Below are 24296 nucleotides of genomic sequence, written 5' to 3'. Positions count from 1 at the left end.
GTGCGGCAGGGGCGTCAGCCGGTGTTGCGGAGGCCCGCCGCGACGCCGTTGACGGTCAGGAGCAGGGCCCGTGCGAGCAGCGGGTCCGGTTCCTCGCCGGCCTCGGCGGCCGCGCGCTGGCGGGCGAGGAGGGCGACCTGGAGGTAGGAGATCGGATCCAGGTAGGCGTCGCGGATGGCGAAGGTCTGCTGGAGCACCGGGTGGGAGTCGAGGAGCTTCTCGCCGCCGGTGACCCTGAGGACCTCCTCGACGGTGAGCGCGTGCTCCGCCTCGATGGCGTCGAAGACGTGCTTGAGCTCGTCGGGGACGAGGGTGTCGACGTAGTGGCGGGCGATCCGCAGGTCGGTCTTCGCGAGCGTCATCTCGACGTTGGAGAGGAAGTTGCGGAAGAAGTGCCACCGCTCGTGCATCTCGCCGAGGACCGCTTCGAGGCCGGCCTCGCGCAGGGCCTTGAGGCCGGAGCCGACGCCGTACCAGCCGGGGACGATCTGGCGGGACTGGGTCCAGCCGAACACCCAGGGGATGGCGCGGAGTCCGTCGAGGGAGACGCCGGAGCCGGGGCGGCGGGAGGGCCGGGAGCCGAGGTGGAGGTCGGCGAGCTGGTCGACGGGGGTGGAGGCGAGGAAGTACGCCGGCAGGCCGGGGTCCTCGACGAGCTTGCGGTAGGCGGTGTGGGCGGCCTCCGAGACGGTGTCCATGGCGGCGTCCCAGCGGGCGAGGGCGTCGTCGGACTGGCGGGGGGCGGTGTGGAGGGCGGAGGCCTGGAGGGTGGCCGCGACGGTCAGTTCCAGGTTCTCGCGGGCCAGCGAGGGGATGAGGTACTTGTCGGAGATGACCTCGCCCTGCTCGGTGACCTTGATCTCGCCCTCCAGGGTGCCCCAGGGCTGGGCGAGGATCGCGTCGTGCGAGGGGCCGCCGCCGCGGCCGACGGTGCCGCCGCGGCCGTGGAAGAGGCGGAGGCGGACGCCGTAGCGGTGGGCGACGTCGCGGAGGCGGCGCTGGGCGCGGTGGATCTCCCACTGGCTGGTGGTGATGCCGCCGAACTTGGAGGAGTCGGAGTAGCCGAGCATGACCTCCTGGACGTCGCCGCGGAGGGCGACGAGGCGCCGGTAGGAGGGGTCGGCGAGCATGTCGTTGAGGATGACGTCGGCGGCGCGGAGCTCGTCGGTGGTCTCCAGGAGCGGCACGATGCCGATCTCGGCCCAGCCGGCGTGCAGGTCGATGAGGCCGGCCTCGCGGGCGAGGACGGCGGCGGCGAAGACGTCGTCGGCGCCCTGGCACATCGAGATGATGTAGGACTCGATGACCTCGGGGCCGAAGCGCTCGAAGGCTTCCTTGATGGTGTGGAAGACGCCGAGGGTCTTCTGGCCGTCGGCGTCGAGCGGGGCGGGGGTGGGGGCGAGGGGGCGGCGGGAGCGGAGTTCCTTGGCGAGGAGCTTCTGCCGGTAGTCGCGGGGCATGTCGGCGTAGCGCCAGGACTCCTCGCCGAGGCGGTCGAAGAGCTGCCCGAGGGCGTGGTGGTGGGCGTCGGCGTGCTCGCGGACGTCCATGGTGGCGAGCTGGAGGCCGAAGGCGGACAGCGTGCGGATGGTGCGGTCCATGCGGCCGTCGGCGAAGAGGCCGCCGCGGTGCTCGCGCAGGGAGGTCTGGATGAGGGTGAGGTCGCGGATGAGTTCGGCGGTGCCGAGGTAGTCGCGGCCTTCCTGGTGGGGGGTGCCCTGGGCGAGGCGTTCGCGGGTGTTGAGGAGCTTCTGGCGGACGCAGGTGGCCTTGAGGCGGTAGGGCTCCTCGGCGTTCAGCCGCTTGTAGCGGGGGCTGATCTCGGGGAGGAGGTCGAGGTCGCGCTGGAGGGAGTCCAGGAGTTCCTGGGTGGCTCCGGTGTAGCGGATGGAGTTGGAGAGCAGGCCGCGGAGGAAGTCGATGAGTTCCAGTGCGTCGGTGATGCCGTGCTCGTGCTGGAGGATCAGGACGTCCCAGGTGACCTGGGGGGTGACGTTGGGGTTGCCGTCGCGGTCGCCGCCGATCCAGGTGCCGAAGGTGAGGGGGCGGGTGCCGGCGGGCAGCTCGTAGCCGACGCGTTCCAGTTCGGCGGCGAGGTCCTCCAGGACGTCGCCGACGGCGCCGGTGTGGAGCTCGTCGAGGTAGTAGATGGCGTTGCGGGCCTCGTCGGCGGGCTCCGGCCGGACGACGCGGAGTTCGTCGGTCTGCCAGATGAGGTCGATGTTCTCGGCGAGCCGGAGGTCGTGGCGGCGCCGGTCGGACTCGATGACCGGGGTCTCCAGGAGGGCGCCGATGCGGCGGAGCTTGTTGAGGACGGAGCGGCGGGCGGCCTCGGTGGGGTGCGCGGTGAAGACGGGGCGCACGTTGAGGTTCTTGACCGTCTCGCGGACGTGGGCGGGGTCGCCGTCCTTGAGCATGTCGGCGGTGCGGGCGAGGAGGCTGCCCTCGGCGGCGCGCTTCTCGCGGAGTTCGCGGCCGCGGTGGACCTGCTCGGTGACGTTCGCGAGGTGGAAGTAGGTGGAGAAGGCGCGGACGAGCTTGGCGGCCGTCTCCAGTTCGACGCCGCGGAGGAGCTCGGCTGCTGCTTCGCCGTCCTCGCGGGTGAGGCGGCGGACCTTCTCGACGAGGTCGAGGAGGTCGTGGCCCTCCTGGCGGACGAGCGTCTCGCCGAGCAGGTCGCCCAGTCGGCGGATGTCGGCGCGCAGCTCGGCGTTGGTCGTGGGGGTCTGGTCTGCACTGCTCACAGGTGCGGCTCCTTGCAGTGTTCGAGCACGTCTGGAGGGTTCTGGAGGCTTGCGGACCGCGCTGTCCGACGTCCCCAGGATAGGTGTCCATTCCCTGGACGGCGGGCAGGGTCCCGCTTGTGCCCTCTTGCCGCGCGCCGTCGCGCTGCCATACTTACGTCGCCGTAGGTTACGGAGCCGTAGCCTCGGCCCGTTCTTCGCCGTACCCTCTCCCCCTTTCCCCTCATCCCCAGGGACACGTATGACCATCACTCCCGAGGTGACCTCGGTTTCCGAGGCATCCGCACCGGCCCAGGCCCTGCCCTCCGCGACGCTCGGCGGGGACAGCAAGGGCTCCGTCGAGCAGGTGGCCCTGCTGCTGTTCATCGTGGTGCCGTTCGTGGCACTGGTGGCGGCGGTGCCCCTGGCCTGGGGGTGGGGGGTGAGCTGGCTGGATCTGGGGCTGATGACGGCGATGTACTTCATCGGCTGCCACGGGATCACGATCGGTTTCCACCGGTACTTCACACACGGTTCGTTCAAGGCGAAGCGGCCGCTGCGGATCGCGCTGGCGATCATGGGGTCGCTGGCGGTGGAGGGTCCGCTGGTGCGGTGGGTGGCGGATCACCGCAAGCACCACAAGTTCTCGGACGCGGAGGGCGACCCGCATTCGCCGTGGCGGTTCGGGGAGACGGTCCCGGCGCTGATGAAGGGCCTGTGGTGGGCCCACATCGGGTGGATGTTCGACGAGGAGCGGACGCCGCAGCACAAGTACGCGCCCGATCTGATCAAGGACCCGGCGATCCGCCGGATCTCGCGGCAGTTCGTGCTGTGGACGATCGTGTCGCTGGCGGTCCCGCCGGTGGTCGGCGGTCTGGTGACGTGGTCGTGGTGGGGGGCCTTCACGGCGTTCTTCTGGGGTTCGCTGGTGCGGGTCTGCCTGCTGCACCACGTGACGTGGTCGATCAACTCGATCTGTCACGCGGTGGGCAAGCGTCCGTTCAGGTCGCGCGACCGCTCGGGGAACGTGTGGTGGCTGGCGGTCCTGTCGTGCGGCGAGTCCTGGCACAACCTGCACCACGCGGACCCGACCTCGGCCCGGCACGGCGTGCTGAAGGGGCAGGTCGACTCCAGCGCCCGGCTGATCCGCTGGTTCGAGCTGGCGGGCTGGGCGAGCGACGTGCGGTGGCCCGCGCGGTCGCGTATCGACGCCCGGCGCCAGGCGACGCCCGCCGACGCGGCATGATGGAAGGCGTGGCGATCGACGGCAGTTCCAGCAGCAGCGGCGAGCAGAAGCCCCGGCGTGGCCGGCGGGTGAGGATGACCGGTGCCGAGCGCCGGGAGCAGCTTCTGGACATCGGCCGGACGCTCTTCGCCGAGAAGGGCTTCGAGGGCACGTCGGTGGAGGAGATCGCGGCGAAGGCCGGGGTGTCGAAGCCGGTGGTGTACGAGCACTTCGGCGGCAAGGAGGGCCTGTACGCGGTCGTGGTCGACCGGGAGATGCGCCAGCTGCTCGACGGGGTGACGGGGGCGCTGACCGCCGGGCATCCGCGGGAGCTCCTGGAGCAGGCGGCGTTCGCGCTGCTCGACTACATCGAGAAGTACACGGACGGCTTCCGGATCCTGGTGCGGGACTCGCCGGTGGCGCAGTCGACGGGCACGTTCGCGTCGCTGATCAGTGACATCGCCACGCAGGTCGAGGACATCCTGGGCCTGGAGTTCAAGGCCCGGGGCTTCGATCCGAAGCTGGCCCCGCTGTACGCGCAGGCGCTGGTGGGCATGGTGGCGCTGACCGGCCAGTGGTGGCTGGACGTCCGCAAGCCGCGGAAGGCCGAGGTGGCCGCGCACCTGGTGAACCTGGCGTGGCACGGCCTGGACGGCATGGAGCAGAAGCCGCGGCTGATAGGGCACCGGAAGAACTGAGGCCGGTGGCGGCCCGGTCCCGCGCGCGGAGGTGCGCGGGACCGGGCCGCCGGTGTTTGTGGGGCCGGGGCGCGCGGGACCGGCTCGTGGAGGGCTCGCGCGCGGGCTCGCGGGGCCGGGGCGCGCGGGGCGCGCGGGACCGGCTCGTGGAGGGCTCGCGCGCGGGCTCGCGGGGCCGACTTGACGGATCACGAAAAGATTCGTTGCCCCCTCAACGATCAAGGCTATGATCCCCCCACACCGGGGGGTGTTCGCCCTTCGCACGCGGCCCCTTCCGTGCCGCGCGAAGGCGTCGCGGACCCCCGTCCCGGTACCTGTTCTCACGTTCCCCAGGGGGGGATCACTTTGCGTACCGCTTTCTCCGGGCGCGTCCGCCGCGTCGCCGCGTGCACCGCCCTCGCCCTCTCCGCCGGCATGCTGCTGGCGACCCCCGCCTCGGCCGGCACCCCGGTGCCCGGCCCCGTGGCCGAGCAGCCGTCCGTCTCCGTGGAGCTGCCCACCCGGGCCCTCGTCCCGGCGCCCACGGGCCGCGCGGGCGCCGCCGCGGCGGCCGGCGACACCAAGCCGCTCGCCGACCTGAACAGCGACGGCTGGGAAGACAGCATCTTCCGCGCCCTGAACGGCAAGCTGTACTCGGCCCTGTCGGACGGCGGCGGCGCCGAGTTCCTGGCGGGCCGCGGCGAGGTCGCCAAGGACGTCATTCCGATCGGCAACCAGGGCGGCACCTCGGTCCGCCCCGAGGTGCTCGTCCTCTCCGAGACCGGCACCCTGACCATGTACCAGGACGCCCACCGGGACAGCTACTACACCGAGCGGACCGTCGGCGCCGGCTGGCAGGTCTACAACAAGGTCTTCTCGCCCGGCGACGTGAACGGCGACGGCCGCGCGGACGTGCTGGCCCGCACCCACGGCGGCGAGCTGTTCCTCTACACGGGCACCGGCCACATGACCGGCCCGCTCTCCACCCGCAAGCGGGTCGGCAGCGGCTGGGACCTGTACGACCAGCTGGCCGGCGTCGGTGACGCCAACGGCGACGGCAGGGGCGACCTGTACGCCCGCGACCGCTCCGGCCGCCTGTGGTTCTACGCCGCCACCGGCGACCCCGGCAGGCCGCTCGCCACCCGCCGGCTCATCGGCCAGGGCTGGAACACCTACAACCAGCTGGTGTTCGCGGGCAGCGGGCGTCTCGCCGCCCGTGACAAGGACGGCACGATGTACCTGTACGACCCCATGGGCGGCGGCACCCTGTCCCCGCGCCACAAGGCCAGCGACACCGGCGGCTGGGCCGGCGTCTCGCACTTCGCGAACTCCGGCGCCCTGCCGCACACCGGCAAGGCGGGGCTCTACGCCCGCACCAAGGGCGGCAACCTGTACTGGTACGGCGTCACCTCCCGGGGCGTGCTGAGCGCGCGGCAGCAGGCGTCCGACGAGAGCGGCTGGAACGGCATCCACCTCTTCCACCTCTCCTCGCTCGACCCGGACAACATGGGCGACTTCGGCTGGATCTACGAGGACGGCCTGTCCGTGGGCGGCGCGTTCATCGGCTGGGGCTGGAACGCCTACAACAGCGTCGCCGGCCCCGGCGACCTGAGCGGCGACGGCAGGGGCGACCTGCTGGCCCGCGACCGCGGCGGCGTCCTGTGGCTGTACAAGGGCAACGGCCGCGGCACCGCGTTCTCCTCCCGGATCCGGGTGGGCGACGGGTGGAGCGCGTACAACAAGATCCTGGGCGCCGGCGACTACACCGGCGACGGCCGCGCGGACCTGCTGGCCCGCACCAAGGGCGGCGACCTGTACCTGTACGCGGGCACGGGCTCGGCGAGCAAGCCGTTCAAGGCCCGGAAGAGGATCGGCGGCGGCTGGGGCGCGTACCAGCACATCGTCGCCCCCGGCGACCTGAACGCCGACGGCAAGGCGGACCTGCTGGCGGCGACGCCCGGCGGCACGCTGTACCGCTACACGAACACGGCGCCCGGGACCTTCGCCAAGCGCGTCCAGCTCGGCACCGGCTTCCAGGTCTACAACTTCATGAACTGACGCCCTTCGAGGCCGTCCGCCGTGCCTCTCACCGGTCCGACCGGTGCGGGGCACGGCCGTTCGTAAACCGTTCGCCCCGGTGTCAGGGGCGGGGGATAGACTCACGCTCATGTCCGGGGGGATGTTCGCCCTTCGCGCGCCGAGACGCGCGCGAAGACGCCGCGAACCCCTCTGGGTCCTCATTCGTCGCTTCGTTCCCCAGGGGGGGATCTTTTGCGCTCCGTGTTCTCCGGGCGTGGCCGCCGCGTCGCCGCGTGCACCGCTCTCGCCCTCTCCGCCGGCATGCTGCTGGCCACCACCCCCGCCTCGGCCGACACCCCGGCGCCGCGCGCCACGGTCGAGAAGCAGACCCCGTCCTTCACCCCGCCGAAGCTGGTCCGTCCCGCCCAGGAGGGCGCCCGGGCCGGTGCCCAGGCGGCCGAGGCCACCTCGCCGCTCCTGTCCGACCTGGACCTCGACGGCGTCGAGGACATGGTCTTCCGCGCCGTGGACAACGCGATCTACACCACCGCCGGCCCGGAGGGCGACGAGGTCGTCCTGGCCCGCACGGACGTCCCCAAGGACATCATCCCGATCGGCAACCAGACCGGTGACGCCGAGCCGGAGATGCTGGTCCTCGCCGAGAACGGCGCCCTGACGCTGTACAAGGACGTCGCCCCGTACGGCACCCCGTACGAGTACGCGGTGGGCGGCGGCTGGCAGGCGTACAACAAGATCGTCGCGCCCGGTGACGTCAACGGCGACGGCAGGGCGGACGTGATCGCCCGCACCCCCGCCGGCCAGCTGTACCTGTACCTGGCCACCGGCGACCCGGCCAAGCCGCTCGGCACCCGCAGCCTCGTCGGCTCCGGCTGGGGCGAGTACGACCAGCTCGTCAGCCTCGGCGACGCCAACGGCGACGGCAGGGCGGACCTGTACGCCCGCGGCAGCAACGGCACCCTGTGGTTCTACGCGGGCACCGGCGACACGACGAAGCCGTTCGCCACCCGCAAGTCCGTCGGCAGCGGCTGGGGCATCTACAACCAGCTCGTGCCCGCCGGCAACGGCGACATCTGGGCCCGCACCCACAAGGGCGCGATGTTCCTGTACACCGGCAAGGGCAACGGCACGCTGAACGCGCCCATCAACGCCGGCGGCGACGGTTCCTTCGCGGGCATCGAGCAGTTCGCCGGCGGCGGCAACATCCCCTTCACCGGCAAGAACGGCTTCCTCGCCCGTGACACGGGCGGCACGATGTACTGGTACGGCCCCTCGACGACGGGCACGATCACCCCGCGCCAGCTCGCCAGCGACCCCGCCGAGTGGAAGGGCCTCACCTGGAACTCCATCTCGTCGCTGAACCCCGACAACCTCCAGGACACCGTCCAGGTCCTCGACGGCGAACTGATCACCGACGGGACGTACTTCGTCGGCTACGGCTGGGACGCCTACAACGCCCTCGTGGGCGTGGGCGACCTGAGCGGCGACGGCAAGGGCGACCTGCTGGCCCGTGACCGCGGCGGCGTCCTGTACCTGTACAAGGGCAACGGCGAGGGCGACAAGTTCGCCACCCGCATCCGCGTGGGCTCCGGCTGGGGCGGCTACAACAAGCTGTTCGGCGCCGGCGACTACGACGGCGACGGCCGTTCCGACCTGCTCGCCCGCACCACGGGCGGCGACCTGTACCTGTACCCGGGCACGGGCGACGCCACCAAGCCGTTCAAGACCCGCTACCTGATCGGCAGCGGCTGGGGCACCTACAAGCACCTGGCCGCGGCGGGCGACCTGAACTCGGACGGCAAGGGCGACATCGTCGGCATCACCACCGGCGGCGAGCTGTTCAGCTACCTCACCGTCTCCCCGCGCAAGTTCTCCACCCGCGCGCGGTACGGCGCCGGCTTCCAGATCTACAACCAGATCGGCTGACGCCTCCCGGCGGCACAGCGCGGCGGCCCCGCACCGGACTCCTCCGGTGCGGGGCCGCCGTGTTCCCGGGACCCTCCGGGACCGGTCAGCGGGGCTTGCGGGCCACCGCGAAGACGCGCCGGAAGGGGAAGACCGTGCCGTCCGGGCCCGGCGGGTACGCCTCGCGGAGGAGGTCGCGGTACTGGGCGAGGAAGGCGTCGACGGCCTCGCGGTCGTCGCCGAGGGCGGTGAGGACGGGCCGCAGGGCGGTGCCCTTGACCCAGTCGAGGACGGGGTCCTCGCCCCGGAGGAGCTGGCAGTAGACCGTCTCCCAGGTGTCGGTCTCGCAGCCGAGGGCGGTGAGGCGGGTGAGGTACTCGGCCGGGCCGAGGATGTGGACGAAGCGCCGGCCCTGGTCGCCGAGGCGTGCGCGCCACTCGGGGCGGGCGCACAGTTCGCCGAGGAGGGCGTGGCTGGGTGCGGTGAAGTTGCCGGGGACCTGGAAGGCGAGGGTGCCGCCGGGGCGCAGGCCCTCGATCCAGGCGGCGAAGGACTCGGGGTGGTCGGGCACCCACTGGAGGGCCGCGTTGGAGACGATCAGGTCGTAGGGCTCGTCGGGGGTCCAGTGGGCGGCGTCGGCGGGACGGAAGTCGAGCCAGCCGCCGCCGGCGGTGGTGCCCGCCCAGTCCTTCCCGGCGCGTTCGAGCATCTCGGGCGAGAGGTCGAAGCCGGTGATGTGGGCGTCGGGCCAGCGGTCGGCGAGGAGGGCGGTGACGTTGCCGGGGCCGCAGCCGAGGTCGGCGATGCGGGCGGGGCGGTCGTGGGCGGGCAGCCGGGGTATTCGGTGGAGGAGGTCGAGGAAGGGGCGGGTGCGGTGGACGGAGTGCCGCAGGTACTGCCGCGGGTCCCATACCGGTGCGGCCGCCGCGGATTCGACGGAATGCATGTTCGAAGCCCCCTTGCTGGCGAGAGTCGGTCAAGCGGAACCGGGTTCCGGCCGGGTCCCTTCCCCCCTCACCCGGAAAGTATATCTCTACATCAAGATTCACGAGATCGAGAAACTCGAATGCAAGAGACTTTATGTCAACAGACCCACTACACTGATCACATGGAGGACGAGGTCGACCGGCTGGTCGCTGCATGGCGCCGAGAGCGCCCGGACCTCGACGTGGAGCCGTTGGAGGTCCTCAGCCGCGTCTCCCGGCTGGCCCGGCACCTCGACCGCGCCCGGCGGCTCGCCTTCTCCGAGCACCAGCTGGAGCCCTGGGAGTTCGACGTCCTCACCTCGCTGCGCCGCGCCGGAGCCCCGTACCAGCTCTCCCCCGGCCAGCTCCTCACCCAGACCCTGGTCACCTCCGGCACGATGACCAACCGGATCGACCGGCTCACCAAGAAGGGCCTGGTCGAGCGGCTGCCCGACCCCAGCGACCGGCGCGGGGTGCTGGTCCGGCTCACCCCCGAGGGACGGGACCGCGCCGACGAGGCGCTCGCCGGACTGCTCGCCCAGGAGCGGGCCATCCTCGCCCAGCTCTCCGGCCCCCAGCGCACCGAGCTCGCCGGGCTGCTACGCCGGCTGACCGCCCCGTTCGACAACGTCCCCGGCTAGCGCCGGGGCGGGCACCGGGCCCGCCAGCGGCGCCGGGCCCACGCCCGCCCGCCGGGCCAGCGCGACCGCCGCCAGCGTCGAGTGGACGCCCAGCTTCCCCAGCACGTTCTGCGTGTGCGTGCGGACCGTGTGCGGGGAGAGGAACAGCCGCTCCGCCACCGCCTTCCGGCCCAGCCCCGCCACCATGCAGCGCAGCACCTCCCGCTCGCGCGGGGTCAGCGACTCCACCAGCCGCTCGCTCTCCGTCCGGTGCCGCCGGGCCGCCGTCAGCTCCCGCAGCACCCCCGTGAGCAGCGCCGGCGGCAGGTGCGTCTCGTCCCGCAGCACCCCGCGGACCACCGCGAGCAGCCGCTGGAGCGAGCAGTCCTTCGCCACCCACCCCGAGGCCCCCGCCTGGAGCGCGAGCGCGGCCCTGCGCGGGTCGTCCCGCTCCGCGAGGACCACCGTGCGGACCGCGGGCTGCGCCTTGCGCACCCCGGCGGCCAGGGCGATCCCGTCCGCGGCGGGCTCTCCCTCCGGCCCGGCCGGTGCGGCCGCCGGGGCAGCGGGACCCGTGCCCAGATCGGCGTCGACGAGCAGCACGTCGAACCTGCGGCCCTCCGCGAGGCCCCGCTCCAGGCAGCGCAGGGCCGCGGGGCCGCTGCCCGCCGCGGAGACGTCGACGTCCGGCTCGGCCGCGAGCGCGGCGGCGAGCGACTCGGCGAAGACGCGGTGGTCGTCCACCACCAGGACCCGGATGCGTGCCACGGACAAACCCCCAAGATGTCGAGGAGAGACCGGCGCGGTACGGCGCCGGGGGCGGGTCCGCCGGGTGCGCGGCCGCCGCCGTGCCCTGAGTGGTACCCCGCTCCCGGCGCCGTACCCGACGGGTCTCGCCCCCTGAACGGCACCGGCCCCCACCGGCGCTGCCCCACAGCGTAGGGGCGGGGCACCGTCGTGGGGGCCGAATGGCGGAACTGTCCGAAGCCGTGCGGTCCCGGGGGATCCGGGGCCCGGCGGGCCGGGGTTCAGAGGCGGCGGGCGCCCGCCGAGGGGACGGCGGGGAAGACGCCCGGCTCCGCGTACCCGGCGTCCGCGAAGGCGGAGCGGACCGCCGCCGCGACCGGGGCCGCGCGGTCCGCGTCCACCAGGACCACCGCGGAGCCGCCGAAGCCGCCGCCGGTCATCCGCGCGCCCAGCGCCCCGGCCGCGTTCGCCGTCTCCACCACCAGGTCCAGCTCCGCGCAGGAGACCCGCAGGTCGTCCCGGAGCGAGGCGTGGCCCTCGGTGAGGAGCGGGCCGACCTCCCGGGTCGCCCCGGCGTCGAGCAGGGCGATCGTCCGGGCCACCCGGTCGTTGTCGGAGACCACGTGCCGGACGTACCGCAGCGTCGTCCCGTCGGTCAGCCGGGCGAGCGCGGCGGGCAGGTGCGCGGCGTCCACGTCGCGCAGGGCGCGCACCCCGAGCGCCCGCGCGCCCGCTTCGCAACCGGCGCGCCGCTCGGCGTACGCGCCGTCCCCGAGCGCGTGCTTCACCCGGGTGTCGACGACCAGGAGTTCCAGGCCCTCGGCGGCGAGGCCGAAGGGCACCTGCCGGTACGACAGGTCGCGGGTGTCCAGGTGGAGGGCGTGGCCCTCCTCGGCGCAGGCGGAGGCCATCTGGTCCATGATCCCGCAGGGCACGCCGACGAAGGCGTTCTCGGCGCGCTGGGCGATCCGGGCCAGTTCGGGGCGGGTGAGGCCGAGGCCGAAGAGGTCGTTCAGGGCGAGGGCGGTGACGACCTCCAGGGCGGCGGAGGAGGAGAGCCCGGCGCCGGCGGGGACGGTGGAGGCGAGGTGGACGTCGGCGCCGCCGATCGTGTGCCCGGCCTCCCGCAGGGCCCAGGCGACCCCGGCCGGGTAGGCGGCCCAGCCGCCGCCGGAGAGCGGTTCGAGGGCGTCCAGGGCGAGCTGGACGATGCCGCCGTCGGCGTCGGCGGAGTGCAGCCGCAGGACGCCGTCGTCGCGGCGGGAGACGGCGGCGACGGTGGTGTGCGGCAGGGCGAGCGGCAGCACGAAGCCGTCGTTGAAGTCGGTGTACTCGCCGATCAGGTTGACCCGGCCGGGGGCGGCCCAGACGCCGTCGGGCGCGGCGCCGTACAGGGCCTCGAAGTCGGTGGGGACGCTCATGCGCCGGTCTCCTCCTGGCGTCGGCGGGCGAAGGCCCAGGCGTCGGCGACGACGTCGGCCAGGTCGGGGCGGGACGGCGTCCAGCCGAGCCGGGTGCGGGCGGCCTCGGCGGAGGCGACCAGGACGGCCGGGTCGCCGGGGCGGCGGGGGGCGGTGACCTCGGGGACCGGGTGGCCGGTGACCTTGCGGACGGTCTCGATCACCTCGCGGACGGAGAAGCCGTTGCCGTTGCCGAGGTTGCAGATGAGGTGCTCGCCCTCGGTCATGGCGTCCAGGGCGAGGAGGTGGGCCTCGGCGAGGTCGGCGACGTGGATGTAGTCGCGGACGCAGGTGCCGTCGGGGGTGGGGTAGTCATCGCCGTAGACGGAGATCGCCTCGCGGCGGCCGAGGGCGACCTGGAGGACGAGCGGGATCAGGTGCGACTCGGGGTCGTGGCGCTCGCCCAGCCCGCCGTACGCGCCGGCGACGTTGAAGTAGCGCAGGGAGGCGGCGGCGAGGCCGTGGGCCGCGCACTCGCCGGTGACCATGTGGTCGACGGCCAGCTTGCTCGCCCCGTACGGGCTGGTGGGGGCGGTCGGCGCGGTCTCGGTGATCGGCACGGTCTCCGGTTCGCCGTAGGTGGCGGCGGTGGAGGAGAAGACCAGCTTGCGGACGCCGGCCGCGCGCATGGCGGCGAGCAGGGCCATGGTGCCGCCGACGTTGTTCTCCCAGTACTTCTCGGGCCTGGCGACGGACTCGCCGACCTGGGAGAAGGCGGCGAAGTGCAGGACGCCGTCGTAGGAGCCGTCGAGCCAGGCGGCGGCGTCCTGGACGCGGCCCTCGACGAACTCGGCTCCGGCGGGGACGCCCTCGCGGAAGCCGGTGGAGAGGTCGTCGAGGACGGTGACCCGGTGGCCCCGCTCCAGGAGGTGGGCGGCGACCACGCCGCCCACGTAGCCCGCCCCGCCCGTGACCAGGTACCTCTTCGGAGTCGTCATGCGCTTGCCACCTCTCGGATGCGCCGGGCCGCGTCCTCCGGCCGGATGTCGTTCATGAACGCGCCCATGCCGGACTCGGTGCCCGCGAGGAACTTCAGCTTCCCGGAGGCGCGCCGGACCGTGAACAGCTCCAGGTGCAGCCCGAAGTCCTCCCGCCGCGCGTCCGCGAACGGCGCCTGGTGCCAGGCGGCGATGTAGGGCGTGGGCGGCTCCGCCGGGCCGAAGATCCGGTCGAAGCGCCTCAAGAGTTCCAGATAGACCTGTGCGAAGCCTGTCCGGGCCGCCTCGTCGAGGGCGAGGAGGTCGGGGACGCGGCGGGTGGGGTGCAGGTGGACCTCGTACGGCCAGCGGGCGGCGTACGGCACGAAGGCGATCCAGTGCTCGGTCTCCAGGACGACCCGTTCGGCGTCGGCGCGTTCGCGGGCGACGAGGTCGTCGAAGAGGTTGCGGCCGGTCTCCCGGCGGTGCTCGTCGATGCGGCCGAGCATCAGGGCGGTCCGGGGGGTGACGTAGGGGAAGCCGTAGATCTGGCCGTGCGCGTGGGGCAGGGTGACGCCGATCTCGCGGCCCCGGTTCTCGAAGCAGTAGACCTGCTCGACGCCGGGGAGCGCGGAGAGCGCGGCGGTGCGGTCGGTCCAGGCGTCGAGGACGAGGCGGGCCCGTTCCTCGGTGAGGTCGGCGAAGGAGGCGGTGTGGTCGTCGGTGAAGCAGACGACCTCGCAGCGGCCGAGGCCGCCGGAGAGGGAGGGGAAGCGGTTCTCGAAGACCACGACCTCGTACGACGCGTCGGGGACCTCGCTCTCGTGGCCCTCGCGGGCGGGGCAGAGCGGGCAGGCGTCGGCGGGCGGGAGGTGGGTGCGGCCCTGCCGGTGGGAGGCGACGGCGACGCGGTCGCCGGTCAGTGCGTCGTACCGGATCTCCGAGCGGGAGGTGACGGGGGCGAGGGGGCGCGGGTCGACGGCGGTGCGGACGGCGTCGTCGCGGCTGTCGTAGTAGAGGAGCTCGCGCCCGTCGGCGAGTGTGGTGACGGTCTTCTTCACGGGGTGCCCTCCGGGCAGGATCAAACAGAACCACGCACAAAGAACCACATTCAAACATCGCCGTCAATGGCGGAGCCCCGCCCGGCACGTCCGCCGGGCGGGGGCGGGGTGATCAGCGGGGTCGGCGCTGGGAGGGGACCGCGCGGTCGAGGAGGCCGGTGCGGGCCGCCAGGGCCGCCGCTTCGAGCCGGGAACCGACCCCCAGCTTCATCAGGACCCGCTGGACGTGGGTGCGCGCCGTGCTCGACGCGATGCCCATGCCCTCCGCGATCAGCCGGGTGTCCTCGCCCTCCGCGACCCGCACCAGGACCTCCACCTCGCGCCGGGTCAGCAGCCGCAGCAGCCGCTGCGCCTCGTCGTCCGGCTGCGCCGCCGGGTTCAGCAGCTCCGCGAAGGCCCCCGCGAGCAGCTGCGGCGCCACCGCCGCCTCCCCCGCGCGGGCCTTCAGGAGCGCCCGCTCCACGCCCTCGATGCGCTCGTCGTGCCGGACGTACCCGGACGCGCCGGCCGCGAAGGCCGCGGCGATCCCGCGCGGCGAGGGCACGGGGCCCAGCACCACCACGGCCAGCTGCGGCCGCTCCCGCTTGATCCGCGCCACCGGGTCGAAGGCCCCGGGGGCGGCCGGGGCGGCCGTGCCGAAGAGGCAGACCTCCGGGGCGCGGCCCACCACGAGTTCGGCGGCCCCCGCCGTCGGGGCCGCCGCGGCGAGCACCCGGTGCCCGCGCAGTTTCAGTGCCGAGGCGAGCGCCTCCGCGAGCAGGCGGTGGTCGTCCACGACCACGAGCCGAACGCCCATCCCGTCCATCCCCCATCCCCCGGGCGTGCCGTCCCCGGCACCTCTGACCCGGCAAGCTACACGCTCCCCCGCCCCGCGGGGCGTCAACCTCCGCGCCACGAACGGGGGATGCCGGGCGTGATCGCCCCGCTCCCGCCCGCGGACCCGCCCCGCGGACGACGGAAGGGCCTCCCCGGGATTCCCGGGGAGGCCCTTCCGTCCGCTGGGCGGCGTCAGCCCTTGGTGCTGAACGACACCGCGAGGTACCGCTTGCCGTACGCGCTGTCCGACTCGCGCGTCTTGTTGACGTAGGTGGCCGAGAGGAAGAGCCGGCCGTCGGCGTAGCGGAACTCGGAGCCGGTGACGGAGAAGCTGGTCTCGATGTCCCGGTTGCCCTTGTCCGACGGGTTCGCCAGGAGCAGCGTCTCCTTCATCGTGCCGCCGTGCACGGACACGATCTGCCCGCCCTTGTCGTACGGCGGGATCTTGTACGCGATGAGGTCGCCGCCGTCCATGCGCAGCGGCATCAGCGTGTACCCGTCGCCCGCGTCGGCCTTCTCGGGCGCCATGCGGCCGTTGGCGAGGTCGAAGGCGACGATCTCGTTGGTCTCGGCGCCGTACTCGCCGGTGGAGCCGTCGTGCTCCTCGGTCGGCAGGTAGAGCCGGCCGTTGCCGACGAGGGCCTGCGAGCAGTCCTCGACGGCGGTGGAGCCGCAGCGGGCCGCGTAGCGCTCGGCGGGGGCCGTGATCTTGGTGCGCAGCTTCCCGGTCTTCTCGTCGATGGAGAAGAAGTCCGAGATGCCGCTGCCGTCGTCGGCTGCGTCGCCGACGTTGGCCGCGACCACCAGCGGCTGGGTGGAGATGACCGCCGTGTACTTCACGCCCGTGGGCATCTTGTACTGCGAGATCGGCTTGCCGGTCTTCGGCTCCAGGTTCTGGACGAGGACGGACTCGGCGCCGTACGCCCCGCACTTGCGGACCGCGACGAGGCCGGTGCCGCCGCCGTACCCCATGTCGTAGCAGCCGTCGTCGTTGGACTGCGGCTTCCACAGCACCTTGCCGGTGGCCGCGTCGAAGGCCGCCCCGCCGTCGGTGCCGCCGGCGGCGACGGTCCCGCCGCCGAGCGTGACCTCGTTGAAGCGGGCCTTCTCGTCGCCGCCGCCGGTGACGGACGCGGACCACAGGAGCTTGCCGCTCTTCAGGTCGACCATGCCGACCTTGTTGCAGCTCTGGTAGTAGCGGGGCGCGACCCGCTTGGCCTCCTCGAAGAGGATCGGCACCTTGTGGTCGGCCGTCACGTGCCGGGACGCGCCGCAGACCTGGCCGGCCAGCGGCAGGGTCCAGGAGACGGTGCCCTTGTCGAGGTCGTAGCCGACGACCGAGTTGATCCCCGTCTTCACGTAGGTCGTGTCGGTGAGCCACGAGCCGTCGACGGGCGTGGTGTCGGGCACCTTCGGCATGTCGAAGCGGAAGGCCAGGCGGGAGCCGGTCTTCTCGCCCGCCTTCTCCTTGCCGTCGCCGCCCAGGCCGTTGCCCGAACCGCCGTCGGAGCCGCCCGGACCGGAGCCCGCGTCGCCGGACGGGGCCTGGCCGGTGCCGCCCTGGGGCTTGGCCTCCGGCTGCGGGTCCGAGCCGGAGTTGGCGTACCAGATGCCGCCGCCGACGATCAGGGCGACGGCCACGACCGCCGCGACGATGATCTGCGCCTGCGCCGACAGCTTCTTCCCGCCGCCCGGCGCCGGGACCGCGGCCGGCTGCTGCGGCGCGGTCGGGTAGCCGTACGGCGGCTGGGCCGGGGTGTTGTACGGCGGCTGGGCCGCGTACGGCTGCTGCTGGGGCGCGGCCGGGTAGCCGTACGGCTGCTGGGGCTGCTGCGGGTACCCGTAGCCCGGGTCGGGCTGCGGGGCCTGCTGCGGGTAGCCGTAACCGGGCTGTCCCTGCGGGGCCTGCGGCGGCGGGGGCGTCGGTGCGCCGAAGCCGCCCGGGGCCGGGTCCTGCGGGGCGCCGAAGCCGCCCGGGGGCTGGTTCGGCGGCTGGTTCGGCGGCGGAGGGGGTGGCTGGGTCATCGGTCCGCGTACCTCACTTGCTGAAGCCCATCATCGTCTTGGTCTCCTTCTCCTCGGCGTCGTTGGACGCGGAGACCCGGCCCGCCGCCACCACGAACGTGCCGTTGCCGTAGGCGTAGCCCGCGCTGAAGAAGCCGCTCTCGATCTGCGCGACCGAGACCGGGTGCTTGAGCAGGATCTTCGGCGCGCCGCCGGTCGGGGCGATCGTCGCGACGGCGCCGCCCTTGTCGAACTTGGGCGCGACGTAGACGAGGACCTCGCCGCCCTCCATGCGCAGCGGCGTCATCGACTGCTCGGCGGGCGCCTTGGAGCGCCACTTCGGCTTGCCGTTCCTCAGGTCGAAGGCGACGACCTCGTTGGAGTCGCCGTAGTCGACGTCGGTCGACATGTAGAAGGTGTCGCCGGCGGCGGCGACGCCCGTGCAGCCCTGGAGGTTGCGGCCGAAGATGATCAGGCCGCCGCCGCAGCGCGGGGCGAACTTGTCCTTGCCGCCCTGGATCTGGGAGCGGACGCTGCCGTTCGGGTTGAGCGCGACGATCGACCACTTCTTCTGCTCGCGCTGGAAGGTGGAGACGACCAGCGGGTTCACCGAGTAGACCTTGTCGACCTCCCAGGTGGCGGGCAGCCGGTAGGTCCACTTCGCCTTGCCCGTGTTGGGGTCGACCTCGCTGACCGTGTGCTGTTCCTTGCTCGCGTCGGCGGTGCGGCACTGGTTGGCGGCGACCATCTTGGTGGCGTCACCGGCGTACGCGTACGGCTTGCAGTCGCCGGTGGGGCCGGTGAAGACCTGCTTGCCGTCGGTGAGGGAGAAGCCGTAGGCGCTGCTGCTGCCGGCCGCGGTCACCGTGTTGCCGCCGATGGCGAGGGTGTTGTCGGAGAAGGCGAAGAGGCCCGTGGGCTTCGGGACGGCCTTCTTCCAGCCCGCCTTGCCGGACTTGAGGTCGATCTGCTGGAGCATCGTGCACTTGGCGCCGTCCTTGGCGCTCTCCTCGTACCCGAAGACCATCAGGCCGTTCGCGCCGGGCTGGGCCGGGGCCGCGCACAGCTTGAACGGCAGGTCGACCTGCCACTTCTTGGCGCCGTCGGCGAGCGAGTAGCCGGACACGCCCTTGTACATGGCCTTGATCACGGTGTCGCCGACGATCCACGGGCCGAAGACCTCGGAGCCGTTGCGGGGCAGGTCGACGTCGTTGGTGGTGAGGAAGTTGACCTTCGACTCGCCGGGCTCGCGGGCCGCGTTGAGGTCGTCCGTGCCCTCGCCGCCCTTCTCGCCGTCGCCGGAGCCGTCGCCCTGGTCGACGGACTCGGAGGGCTTCGGGGCGGCGGTGGCGCTGGAGCTGGCGCTCGTCGCCGGGCCGGCGACGGGCGGCTCCTCGTCGTCGCTCTTGCCGACGACGGCCCAGGTGGTGACCGCGGCGACGACGACCGCGCCGGCGGCGATCGCCGCGACCAGACCGGTGCGGCCCTTGAAGGGACCGCCGCCGCCGGCCGGGGCGGGGGCGGGCGCGCCCGGGTACATCGGCTGCGTCTGGCCCGGGTAGCCGCCCCCGTAGGGGTTCGTCTGCTGCCCGTACGGGCCGGGCTGCTGGCCGTACGGTCCCGGCTGCTGCTGCGGCTGGCCGTACGGGCCCGGCTGCTGCGGCTGCTGCGGGTAGCCGTACGGGCCGGGCTGCGGGGCCTGCTGCGGGTAGCCGTAGCCGGGCTGGGCGGCCGGCGGCGGGACGGCCGGCTGGGCCGGGGCGGTCGGCGGCTGGGCCGGGGCCTGCGGCGGCCGGCCGGGCATCTGCGGAGGCTGGCCGGGCATCTGCGGCGGGACCGGCGGCACGCCGCCCTGGTTCGGGTTCGCGTTCGGATCCTGGGGAGCTCCGAAGCCCCCCGGCGGCTGGTTGCTGGGCGGCTGGGTCATCAGCGCTTCCCCCTTGGCTGTGAGCGGGTTTTCTTTCTACCACTCACGAGGTGGCGCAAAAGCGACCGGTCCATCCCTTGTGCCCAAGGGAGGACCGGTCCGTGATGCCGTCGTTATGCGTTCTCGGCCAGTTCCAGCCAGCGCATCTCCAACTCTTCACGTTCTCCGCCGAGTTCCCTCAACTCGGCGTCGAGCTTCGCGACCTTCGCGAAATCCGTCGCGTTCTCGGCGATCTGCGCGTGCAGCTTCGCCTCCTTCTCGGAGATCTTGTCGAGCTGCCGCTCGACCTTCTGGAGCTCCTTCTTCGCGGCGCGCGCGTCCGCCGCGGAGACGCCCGCGGCGGGCTGCGCGGCGGGGGCGGCGGGCGCCGGGGCGGTCTCCTCGACCATCCGCCGCCTCCGCTCCAGGTACTCGTCGATGCCGCGCGGCAGCATCCGCAGCGCCCGGTCGCCGAGCAGGGCGAAGGTGCGGTCCGTGGTCCGCTCCAGGAAGAAGCGGTCGTGGGAGATGACGACCATGGAGCCCGGCCAGCCGTCGAGGAGGTCCTCCAGCTGGTTCAGGGTCTCGATGTCGAGGTCGTTGGTGGGCTCGTCGAGGAAGAGGACGTTCGGCTCGTCCATGAGCAGGCGCAGCAGCTGGAGCCGGCGGCGCTCGCCGCCGGACAGGTCGCCGACCGGCGTCCACTGCTTCTCCTTGCCGAAGCCGAACTGCTCGCAGAGCTGCCCCGCGGACATCTCGCGGCCCTTGCCGAGGTCCACCCGGTCCCGGACCTGCTGCACCGCCTCCAGGACGCGCAGCTGCGCGGGCAGTTCGGTGACGTCCTGCGAGAGGTAGGCGAGCCGCACGGTCTTGCCGACGACGATCCGCCCGGCCGGCGGCTGCTTCTCGCCCTGCGTGACGGCGGCTTCCGCCAGCGCCCGCAGGAGTGAGGTCTTGCCCGCACCGTTGACGCCGACGAGGCCGACGCGGTCGCCGGGACCCAGCTGCCAGGTCAGGTGCTGGAGCAGCGTCTTCGGACCGGCCGTGATCGTCACGTCCTCCAGGTCGAAGACCGTCTTGCCGAGCCGGGCGTTGGCGAACTTCATCAGCTCGCTGGTGTCCCGGGGCTCCGGCACGTCCGCGATCAGCGCGTTGGCCGCCTCGATGCGGAACCGCGGCTTGGAGGTGCGGGCCGGGGCGCCGCGCCGCAGCCAGGCCAGCTCCTTGCGGACCAGGTTCTGCCGCTTGACCTCCTCGGTCGCGGCGATCCGCTGCCGCTCCGCGCGGGCGAAGACGTAGTCGGAGTAGCCGCCCTCGTACTCGTACACGTCACCGCGCTGCACGTCCCACATGCGGGTGCAGACCTGGTCCAGGAACCAGCGGTCGTGGGTGACGCAGACGAGCGCCGAACGGCGGGCCCGGAGGTGGCCGGCGAGCCAGGCGATGCCCTCGACGTCGAGGTGGTTCGTCGGCTCGTCGAGGACCAGCAGGTCCTGCTCCTCGATCAGCAGCTTCGCCAGCGCGATGCGGCGGCGCTCGCCACCGGACAGCGGGCCGACGACCGTGTCCAGACCGCTCTCGAAGCCGGGCAGGTCCAGGCCGCCGAAGAGGCCGGTCAGCACGTCGCGGATCTTCGCGTTGCCCGCCCACTCGTGGTCGGCCATGTCGCCGATGACCTCGTGCCGGATCGTCGCCGCCGGGTCGAGCGAGTCGTGCTGCGTCAGCACGCCGAGCCGCAGGCCGCCGCTGTGCGTGACCCGGCCGGTGTCCGCCTCCTCCAGGCGCGCCAGCATCCGGATGAGCGTGGTCTTGCCGTCGCCGTTGCGGCCCACGACCCCGATCCGGTCCCCTTCGGAGACACCGAGCGAGACCCCGTCGAGCAGGGCACGGGTGCCGTACACCTTGCTGACGTTCTCGACATTGACCAGGTTGACGGCCACGTTGACTCCAGTGCGGGGCGATCGATCGACGTACCAGGGTACGTCGGCCGGGCCCGCCGGCGGCCCGGCCGCCCGCGTCAGGGGCGGCTCCGGCCCGGCCGGTCCACCAGGAACCAGCCCGCCAGCGCCATCGCGACCGCCGCGGGGGCGGTCACCTCCACCGCGACCAGGGTCGCCGCGTGCCCCTCCAGGAGGCCGCCGAAGCCCGTCGTCGACAGGCCCAGGACGCCCAGCAGCGCGAGCGTCGCGCCGGCCGCGGCCAGCGGGCCGGAGCCGCCCGTGCGGGGCACCGCGGACGGGGCCTCGAAGCGGCGGAAGACCAGGACGAGGAGGGCCGTCAGGAGGACCGCCGCGAGGAACCGGACCGGCAGCTGCGCCCACCAGGCGCCCGTCGCCGGCTCCGGGAGCCGCGCGCCGAGCCCGAGCAGCGCCCCGTACACGCCCAGCATCGCCGTCAGGTGCCACAGGAACGCCGTCATCGCGATCCCGTTCGCCGCGACCACCGCCCGCCACACCCGCGCCCGCGCCGCGAACCGCGCCCCCGGGCCGCGCAGCAGTTCCACCGCGCCGATCAGCCACAGGCCGTGGCAGAGCAGCGCCAGCGTCGGCGGGGCCATGTTCGACACCTCCTCGCCGGGCATCCCCACCATCGACAGCGGATACGGGCCGAGGGCCACCAGCACCGCCGCGCCCGCGAGCCCCGCGCCCGCCAGGACCGCCGGGCGCCGGATCATGCCGTCCGCCCGCAGGAAGCCCAGCTGGTGCACGGCCAGCCACACGAACGCGAAGTTCAGGAACCCGACGAACGGCACCCCGGCGGCGAACCGCAGCACGTCGACCGCGACCGCGGCGGCGGCCAGGCCCGCGAAGGCGCCCCAGCCCCAGCGGCCGTGCAGGCGCAGCAGCGGCGGCGTGAACGCCACCATCGCCAGGTAGATCCCGATGAACCACAGCGGCTGCGCCACCAGCCGCAGCGCCACCCCGGTGAGCCCGGTGTCCGCGCCCGCGAGCTGGAGCGCCAGGGCCGCCGCGCCCCACACACCCACGAACACCATCGTCGGGCGCAGCAGGCGGCGCAGGCGGGCCCGCAGGAAGTCCGCGTAGCCGGGGCGGGAGCGGTGGGCGAGGGCGTGCGCGAAGCCGCCCACGAAGAAGAAGACGGGCATCACCTGGAGCGCCCACGTCAGGACCTGGAGCTCCGGGACGACCGCCAGCAGGTTGCCGACCCCGTCGTCCGTCACGGCCGCCATCAGCCAGTGCCCGCACACGACGACCCCGAGCGAGACCACCCGCAGCAGGTCCACGTACCGGTCCCGGCCCGCCGGCGTCCCCTCGGCGAGCTCCCGCGCGCTGATTCTTCCCATGCCGCCACGGTGCCGCGCGCGCCCCGCAGGACGACAGGGCGCCCGTACTCATGTCCGCCTGAGTACGGGCCGGGGGGCGTGCGGGCGGGTCAGAGGAGGGTGGCGCCCGGGGCCGGGGAGGTGGCGGTGCGGGTGGTGCGGCAGGTGCCGGAGGCGCGGAGGGCGGCGGCCACCGCGTCGGCGGACTCCGCGTCCTTGACCAGGAAGGCCGTGGTGGGTCCCGAGCCGGAGACGAGCGCGGCCAGCGCCCCCGCTTCCGTGCCGGCCGCCAGCGTCGCCGCGAGGGACGGCCGCAGCGAGAGCGCCGCGGGCTGGAGGCCGTTGGACAGGGCGGCGGCGAGGGCGGCGGTGTCGCCGGTGGCCAGCGCGTCGAGGAGGGCCGGGGAGGCGGCCGGTTCGGAGACGTCGGTGCCTTCCGCGAGGCGGTCGAACTCGGCGTACACCGCCGGCGTCGACAGGCCGCCGTCGGCGACGGCGAAGACCCAGTGGAAGGGCCCGGCGACGGGCAGCTCCGTCAGCCGCTCGCCGCGGCCGACGCCGAGCGCCGCCCCGCCGACGAGGCTGAAGGGCACGTCGGAGCCGAGTTCGGCGCAGATCGCGAGGAGGTCCTCGCGGGGCGTCCCCAGGCCCCACAGCGCGTCGCACGCGAGGAGCGCGCCCGCGCCGTCGGCGCTGCCGCCGGCCATGCCGCCGGCGACCGGGATGGCCTTGGCGATGTGGAGGTGGACGTCGGGGGCGATGCCGTGCCGGGCGGCGAGGAGCGCCGCGGCGCGGGCGGCGAGGTTGGTGGCGTCGAGGGGGACCTTGTCCGCGTCGGGGCCCTCGCAGGTGACCGTCAGCCGGTCCGCGGGGGTCGCCGTGACCTCGTCGTACAGGGACACCGCGAGGAAGACGTTGGCGAGGTCGTGGAAGCCGTCGGGGCGGGCCGCGCCCACCGCCAGCTGCACGTTGACCTTCGCCGGCACGCGCACGGTCACGCCCGCCGCGCCCGTCACGTTCACCTCGCCCGTCACGCCCGCCTCGCCCGTCGCGCCGCCGCTCACGCCTTCGCCTCCGCGATCCGCGCGAACTCCTCCACCGTCAGCGCCTCGCCGCGCGCCTGCGGCGAGATCCCGGCCTTCACCAGCGCCTCCTCGGCGGCGGCGGGCGAGCCCGCCCAGCCGGCGAGGGCGGCCCGCAGGGTCTTGCGGCGCTGCGCGAAGGCCGCGTCGACGACCGCGAAGACCTCGGCCTTGGAGGCGGTGGTCGCGACCGGCTCGGCGCGGCGCACCAGGGAGACGAGGCCCGAGTCGACGTTGGGCGCGGGCCAGAAGACGTTGCGGCCGATGGCTCCGGCGCGCTTGACCTCGGCGTACCAGTTCGCCTTCACGGAGGGGACGCCGTACACCTTGTTGCCGGGCTTGGCCGCGAGCCGGTCGGCGACCTCGGCCTGCACCATGACGAGGGTCCGCTCGATGGTCGGGAAGCGGTCGAGCATGTGCAGCAGGACGGGCACGGCCACGTTGTACGGCAGGTTGGCGACGAGCGCGGTCGGCGCCGGGCCCGGCAGCTCCCGGACGAGCATGGCGTCGGAGTGGACCAGCGCGAAGCGGTCCTTCCGGTCCGGCATCCGCGCGGCGATCGTCGCCGGCAGCGCGGCGGCCAGGACGTCGTCGATCTCGACGGCCGTCACCCGGTCCGCGGCCTCCAGGAGGGCCAGGGTGAGGGAGCCGAGGCCGGGCCCCACCTCGACGACCACGTCGTCCGGGCGGACGCCCGCGGTGCGGACGATGCGCCGGACGGTGTTGGCGTCGATGACGAAGTTCTGGCCCTTCTGCTTCGTGGGGCGCACGCCGAGGGCGGCGGCCAGCTCACGGATGTCGGCGGGGCCGAGGAGGGCGTCGGGGCCGTCGGGGCCGGTGGTGGTGCTCACCGGTACAGCGTACGGGT

At 73.6% G+C, this 24296-nt stretch carries 18 protein-coding genes; 5 read left to right on the top strand and 13 right to left on the bottom strand.

Annotated features, from left to right (window positions below; genetic code table 11):
* Window positions 1-14: 14 nt before the first annotated feature.
* Window positions 15-2744 (bottom strand): phosphoenolpyruvate carboxylase, encoded by a 2730-nt coding sequence (ppc, locus tag IE326_RS15260; RefSeq protein WP_190041768.1) that lies wholly within the window; start codon window positions 2742-2744, stop codon window positions 15-17.
* A 241-nt stretch (window positions 2745-2985) separates the two neighbouring features.
* Between ppc and IE326_RS15255 the strand changes: the two genes are divergently transcribed.
* The 4 genes from IE326_RS15255 (at window position 2986) to IE326_RS15240 (ending at window position 8588) form a co-directional block, all read left to right on the top strand.
* Window positions 2986-3969 carry an acyl-CoA desaturase gene (locus IE326_RS15255; RefSeq protein ID WP_150228629.1) on the top strand — a complete coding sequence of 328 codons (984 nt, stop codon included), beginning with the start codon at window positions 2986-2988 and terminating at the stop codon, window positions 3967-3969.
* The gene (locus IE326_RS15250) at window positions 3969-4646 is read left to right on the top strand and encodes a TetR/AcrR family transcriptional regulator (RefSeq protein ID WP_078955196.1); all 678 of its coding nucleotides are present in this window, start codon (window positions 3969-3971) and stop codon (window positions 4644-4646) included. Before IE326_RS15255 ends, IE326_RS15250 begins: the two co-directional genes overlap by 1 nt.
* 345 nt (window positions 4647-4991) lie before the next feature.
* Window positions 4992-6683, top strand: a complete 1692-nt coding sequence (locus IE326_RS15245; RefSeq protein ID WP_229915342.1) for an FG-GAP-like repeat-containing protein — start codon at window positions 4992-4994, stop codon at window positions 6681-6683.
* A gap of 222 nt (window positions 6684-6905) precedes the next feature.
* The gene (locus IE326_RS15240) at window positions 6906-8588 is read left to right on the top strand and encodes an FG-GAP repeat domain-containing protein (RefSeq protein ID WP_229915341.1); all 1683 of its coding nucleotides are present in this window, start codon (window positions 6906-6908) and stop codon (window positions 8586-8588) included.
* Between the two features lie 85 nt (window positions 8589-8673).
* Here the strand turns inward: IE326_RS15240 and IE326_RS15235 are convergent, their stop codons facing one another.
* The gene (locus tag IE326_RS15235) at window positions 8674-9513 is read right to left on the bottom strand and encodes a trans-aconitate 2-methyltransferase (protein ID WP_150228631.1); all 840 of its coding nucleotides are present in this window, start codon (window positions 9511-9513) and stop codon (window positions 8674-8676) included.
* Window positions 9514-9675: 162 nt separating this feature from the next.
* On the opposite strand from IE326_RS15235, the gene IE326_RS15230 reads away from it, so the two are divergent.
* Window positions 9676-10173, top strand: a complete 498-nt coding sequence (locus IE326_RS15230; protein WP_030747991.1) for a MarR family winged helix-turn-helix transcriptional regulator — start codon at window positions 9676-9678, stop codon at window positions 10171-10173.
* Here the strand turns inward: IE326_RS15230 and IE326_RS15225 are convergent.
* From IE326_RS15225 to rsmA, 11 genes are all read right to left on the bottom strand, one after another.
* Entirely contained in the window at window positions 10132-10920 is a 789-nt protein-coding gene (locus tag IE326_RS15225) for a LuxR C-terminal-related transcriptional regulator (RefSeq protein ID WP_150228633.1), read from the bottom strand. The two genes, IE326_RS15230 and IE326_RS15225, sit on opposite strands and share 42 nt — an antisense overlap.
* A gap of 260 nt (window positions 10921-11180) precedes the next feature.
* Window positions 11181-12320: a galactokinase gene (galK, locus tag IE326_RS15220; RefSeq protein ID WP_150228635.1), complete on the bottom strand. Its 1140-nt coding sequence runs from the start codon at window positions 12318-12320 to the stop codon at window positions 11181-11183.
* Window positions 12317-13297: a UDP-glucose 4-epimerase GalE gene (gene galE / locus IE326_RS15215; protein WP_190041767.1), complete on the bottom strand. Its 981-nt coding sequence runs from the start codon at window positions 13295-13297 to the stop codon at window positions 12317-12319. The genes galK and galE overlap by 4 nt, the downstream gene beginning before the upstream one ends.
* Entirely contained in the window at window positions 13294-14337 is a 1044-nt protein-coding gene (galT, locus tag IE326_RS15210; protein WP_150228639.1) for a galactose-1-phosphate uridylyltransferase, read from the bottom strand. Before galT ends, galE begins: the two co-directional genes overlap by 4 nt.
* A 112-nt stretch (window positions 14338-14449) precedes the next feature.
* Window positions 14450-15133 carry a response regulator transcription factor gene (locus IE326_RS15205; RefSeq protein WP_150228641.1) on the bottom strand — a complete coding sequence of 228 codons (684 nt, stop codon included), beginning with the start codon at window positions 15131-15133 and terminating at the stop codon, window positions 14450-14452.
* A 212-nt stretch (window positions 15134-15345) separates the two neighbouring features.
* A complete protein-coding gene (locus tag IE326_RS15200) occupies window positions 15346-17178 on the bottom strand; it encodes an outer membrane protein assembly factor BamB family protein (RefSeq protein WP_190041766.1) in 1833 nt (610 codons plus the stop codon).
* A 13-nt stretch (window positions 17179-17191) separates the two neighbouring features.
* The gene (locus IE326_RS15195; RefSeq protein ID WP_150228646.1) at window positions 17192-19084 is read right to left on the bottom strand and encodes an outer membrane protein assembly factor BamB family protein; all 1893 of its coding nucleotides are present in this window, start codon (window positions 19082-19084) and stop codon (window positions 17192-17194) included.
* A gap of 113 nt (window positions 19085-19197) precedes the next feature.
* The gene (locus IE326_RS15190; protein ID WP_190041765.1) at window positions 19198-21003 is read right to left on the bottom strand and encodes an ABC-F family ATP-binding cassette domain-containing protein; all 1806 of its coding nucleotides are present in this window, start codon (window positions 21001-21003) and stop codon (window positions 19198-19200) included.
* A gap of 77 nt (window positions 21004-21080) precedes the next feature.
* On the bottom strand, window positions 21081-22367 hold the full coding sequence (locus tag IE326_RS15185; RefSeq protein ID WP_190041764.1) for an acyltransferase family protein: 1287 nt from the start codon (window positions 22365-22367) through the stop codon (window positions 21081-21083).
* 89 nt (window positions 22368-22456) lie between these two features.
* Window positions 22457-23362 carry a 4-(cytidine 5'-diphospho)-2-C-methyl-D-erythritol kinase gene (locus tag IE326_RS15180; protein WP_229915471.1) on the bottom strand — a complete coding sequence of 302 codons (906 nt, stop codon included), beginning with the start codon at window positions 23360-23362 and terminating at the stop codon, window positions 22457-22459.
* Between the two features lie 44 nt (window positions 23363-23406).
* Window positions 23407-24279 carry a 16S rRNA (adenine(1518)-N(6)/adenine(1519)-N(6))-dimethyltransferase RsmA gene (gene rsmA / locus IE326_RS15175; RefSeq protein ID WP_150228652.1) on the bottom strand — a complete coding sequence of 291 codons (873 nt, stop codon included), beginning with the start codon at window positions 24277-24279 and terminating at the stop codon, window positions 23407-23409.
* Window positions 24280-24296: the final 17 nt, after the last annotated feature.

Source organism: Streptomyces filamentosus, assembly GCF_014654895.1.
Taxonomy (GTDB): domain Bacteria; phylum Actinomycetota; class Actinomycetes; order Streptomycetales; family Streptomycetaceae; genus Streptomyces; species Streptomyces filamentosus.
Note: the sequence above shows the minus strand (reverse complement) of the source record. Positions and strands in the feature narration are given on the sequence as shown.